Below are 3,015 nucleotides of genomic sequence, written 5' to 3'. Positions count from 1 at the left end.
AATCCGGAAGAGTTCGTCGATAAAGAGAAAATCCGCGCACGTCATATCTTGGTTAAAACTGCAGCGGACGCACAAGCGGTTATTAAAAGTATGAAAGGGCTTAGCGGCGAGAAACTCAAAAATGAGTTTATTGCACAAGCTAAATCCAAATCAACAGGACCAAGTGCAGCGAAGGGTGGTGATCTCGGTTACTTCCCACGCGGGCAAATGGTTCCTTCGTTTAATGATGCCGTGTTCGCTATGAAAGAGGGGACAATGTCTTCTGCTCCGGTACAAAGTCAGTTCGGTTATCACGTTATCTATGTCGAAGATAAAAAAGCGGCAAAAAAATTGGGATTCGATGAGGTTAAAAATTTCATTGAGCAACGTTTGAAAATGGATAAGTTTAAAGCGACCATGGAGAAAAAAATGTCTTCACTTCGCGAAAAAGCAAAAATTACCTACACTAAATAATCTTCATTACTTTCCCGCTTAGGCGGGAATTCCTTTAAAATTCATAAACATTGACATTAAAATACAATTAGCAGTATAATTGTCCATATAATTATCGGATAAGGGGTCGTAATGAGTAAATATGTTAATGTAACCAAGATGAGTATTACCCTCGATAACAGCGTCGCGGATGAGTTAAATGCGATGGCAAAAGAGCTAAATGAGAAGAAAAGTCATTTGATAGAAAATGCCCTTATGCTCTATTTTGATATGCTGGACGAGAAACTCTCTGACAAACGTTTACGCGAGGTAGCGGAGGGTTCGGTCACGCCGATCAGCGCCGAAGAGGTATGGAAAGAGTTGGGACTGTAAACGATGTATGCGATTGAATTTTTGCCTTCCGCAAAAAAAGAGCTTTCGCAGTTGGATCGTGTCATCCAAAAACAACTCAAAGAAAAAATCATTTTACTCGCAACCGATCCTGAGAAGCTTAAAAACAATATCAAAGCATTAAAAGGGGAATACAGCGGCAAATTTCGTCTACGGGTGCGAGATTATCGGGTGATTTTTCGGATTACAGAAGAAAAAATTCTCATTACGATCATCCGAATCGGACATCGTAAAGAGGTTTATTAGACTTTTTGATTAAATTGAGATAGACTAGTAGGTATAGATAATTTTGCTTCTTGTGTATAGGTAATATGTAATGATGATCCTCGTGGCAGGCTTTTTATTTCTTCTTCAAATACATGTCTAGCTTCATCTTGAACTTTTTTATCGAGTTGAATAATTTCATCAGACATTTCATTTGTAGTGTTAATAAGTGCAACTAACAAAGTACCAAGTGCAGGAATTTTTTCAAGTTCTCCAATTATATAATTTTCCAAAAATATTTTTAAAAATTCCCATGCATTTTTAATAGATATTAATGACCCGTTTTTGCTTTTTTCCAAAGATTTCAATAGTTTTTCTAGGGCTTTGATCATAGACTTACTATCTATCTCTTCACTAGAACTGAGTTGTTCGAGTATATTAATAATTTTGTCAAATAAAGTAGGTAAATTGCTTTCATCTCTACATCTTTTATAAATTTCATCAATATCAAATACAGAGTTATTGTCCTCCAATAAGTGTGTCAAGTCATAGCTTTTTACTGATGGAAAATAATGTACGAGAGTAGTATTTAGATTAGATGCAAATAGTTCAGGGTGTTCAATAAACTTTCCTAGTTGATGTGATAATGGATTACTCCAAGAAGGTCGGTCGTTTGGGATTAATGCATTTAAATAATTTACTGCATTCAATGCTTGTTTTGCAGTAGATATTTTTTTATCTTCATCAGGCAATGGCAAAAATTTAATTAATTCTTCTAGAACATTTAATATATTTTGTTGATGTTGTTGCAATGTGTTTATAAAAATTTTCGTAGCTTCAGTTTGTGACATAATTTCCTCTTCTTCTTAAATTATTCAAGATATTATAACTATAAAGTAATTGAGAATTTTTTTAGTTTAGATTTCTTTTTTATAAGAATAATTATATTACAATCGTTTGAGAGATATGTACTGCTCAACAATACAAAAGAGGGATCCCGTATCAAGTACGGGATGACGAGAAATGGATAGAGTTAATTTCGACCGATCGCATTCAAATCATCAAACGCTGATTTTACGCGACTTATCAATGTTTCTTGACCGCTACGTAGCCATTTACGAGGATCGTAATATTTTTTATTCGGCTTCTCTTCACCCTCTGGGTTTCCGATTTGCCCTTGGAGATAAGCTTTGTATTTCTCATAATAATCTTTGACCCCTTCCCATGTTGCCCATTGGGTATCGGTATCGATGTTCATTTTGATAACACCGTAGCCGATTGCTTCACGGATCTCTGCGTGGGTAGAGCCTGAACCGCCGTGGAAGACGAAGTTAACCGGTTTATCCGAAGCGGTAGCGAATTTCTCTTGGATGTATTTTTGGGAGTTGTTGAGGATGATTGGGGTGAGGACGACGTTGCCCGGTTTGTAGACACCGTGGACGTTTCCGAATGATGCGGCGATGGTGAAACGCTCACTCACGGCACTGAGTCTCTCATACGCATAGGCGACGTCTTCAGGCTGAGTGTAGAGGAGGGCGTTATCGATACTGCTGTTATCGACACCGTCTTCTTCTCCGCCGGTAACACCGAGCTCGATCTCCAATGTCATACCGATTTTATCCATTCGCTTCATATACTCTACACACGTCGCGACATTTTCTTCGAGAGACTCTTCGGAGAGGTCGAGCATGTGGGAGCTAAAAAGTGGTTTGCCGTATTGGGCGTAGTGTTTTTCACCCGCATCCAAAAGGGCATCGATCCACGGGAGAAGTTTACGTGCCGCATGATCCGTGTGCAAGATGACGGGAATGCCGTACAGCTCCGCCATAGCATGAACGTGCAGTGCACCCGCAATCGCTCCGGCAATGGCCGCTTTTTCGTTCTCATTGCTAATCCCTTTTCCAGCGTAATAGCTCGCTCCTCCATTGGAGAATTGGATGATAACGGGAGAATTAACCACTTTTGCCGCTTCAAGGACACCGTTGATCG

General features: G+C 39.1%; 5 protein-coding genes. 3 read left to right on the top strand and 2 right to left on the bottom strand.

The features are described from left to right. The 3 genes from A2517_RS00120 to A2517_RS00110 form a co-directional block, all read left to right on the top strand. A partial coding sequence (locus tag A2517_RS00120) for a peptidylprolyl isomerase (protein WP_294893325.1) occupies positions 1-453 on the top strand: 453 nt, incomplete at its 5' end. A 111-nt stretch (positions 454-564) separates the two neighbouring features. Then, positions 565-804 carry a hypothetical protein gene (locus A2517_RS00115; RefSeq protein ID WP_294893323.1) on the top strand — a complete coding sequence of 80 codons (240 nt, stop codon included), beginning with the start codon at positions 565-567 and terminating at the stop codon, positions 802-804. A 3-nt stretch (positions 805-807) separates the two neighbouring features. Beyond that, positions 808-1,068 (top strand): type II toxin-antitoxin system RelE/ParE family toxin, encoded by a 261-nt coding sequence (locus tag A2517_RS00110; protein WP_294893321.1) that lies wholly within the window; start codon positions 808-810, stop codon positions 1,066-1,068. Here the strand turns inward: A2517_RS00110 and A2517_RS00105 are convergent. After that, the gene (locus tag A2517_RS00105; RefSeq protein ID WP_294893319.1) at positions 1,065-1,877 is read right to left on the bottom strand and encodes a hypothetical protein; all 813 of its coding nucleotides are present in this window, start codon (positions 1,875-1,877) and stop codon (positions 1,065-1,067) included. The two genes, A2517_RS00110 and A2517_RS00105, sit on opposite strands and share 4 nt — an antisense overlap. A gap of 182 nt (positions 1,878-2,059) precedes the next feature. Continuing rightward, a partial coding sequence (gene fbaA, locus A2517_RS00100) for a class II fructose-bisphosphate aldolase (RefSeq protein ID WP_294893317.1) occupies positions 2,060-3,015 on the bottom strand: 956 nt, incomplete at its 5' end.

It is taken from the genome of Sulfuricurvum sp. RIFOXYD12_FULL_44_77 (assembly GCF_001830725.1).
Lineage (GTDB): Bacteria > Campylobacterota > Campylobacteria > Campylobacterales > Sulfurimonadaceae > Sulfuricurvum > Sulfuricurvum kujiense_A.
This window is presented reverse-complemented; position numbering and strand designations above follow the sequence as displayed.